The sequence below is a fragment of the Mesorhizobium sp. M8A.F.Ca.ET.165.01.1.1 genome (assembly GCF_004792065.1).
Classification (GTDB): Bacteria; Pseudomonadota; Alphaproteobacteria; order Rhizobiales; family Rhizobiaceae; genus Mesorhizobium.
In genome coordinates this window covers 1-288 of record NZ_SRTH01000238.1, presented here as the reverse complement: position 1 = coordinate 288, position 288 = coordinate 1, and the positions used below count along the sequence as shown (strand labels likewise).

The 288-nt window shown below is 70.5% G+C and carries 2 protein-coding genes; both read left to right on the top strand.

The window, feature by feature from the left end; all coding sequences use genetic code 11:
- Positions 1 to 114, top strand: a 114-nt coding sequence (locus EN808_RS37760; RefSeq protein WP_189524261.1) for a 2Fe-2S iron-sulfur cluster-binding protein, incomplete at its 5' end; no start/stop codon positions are given.
- 5 nt (positions 115 to 119) lie between these two features.
- On the top strand, positions 120 to 288 hold a 169-nt coding region (locus EN808_RS35900; protein ID WP_245525214.1), incomplete at its 3' end, for an FAD/NAD(P)-binding protein.

Genomic DNA, 288 nt, shown 5'->3' with positions numbered 1-288 from the left:
GCATGGCAGGATTGCTGGGTCTGGCAGGAAGAGGGGCCGCGCTTGCGCGCGTGCACAAGCCCCATAGCTGAGGGCATGCGGCTGCGCACGACGCCGCCGGAGAGCTGGCCGTGAGCGAGATCTCACCGCAACGGATCGTGATCGTCGGCGCCGGTCCGGCCGGTATAAGGGCTGCCGCCACGCTGGTCGAAGCCGGGCTTCATCCGGTGGTGATCGACGAAGCGCATCGCGCGGGCGGCCAGATCTATCGCCGCCCGCCGGACGGGTTCGTCCGCACGCCGGAGCAGC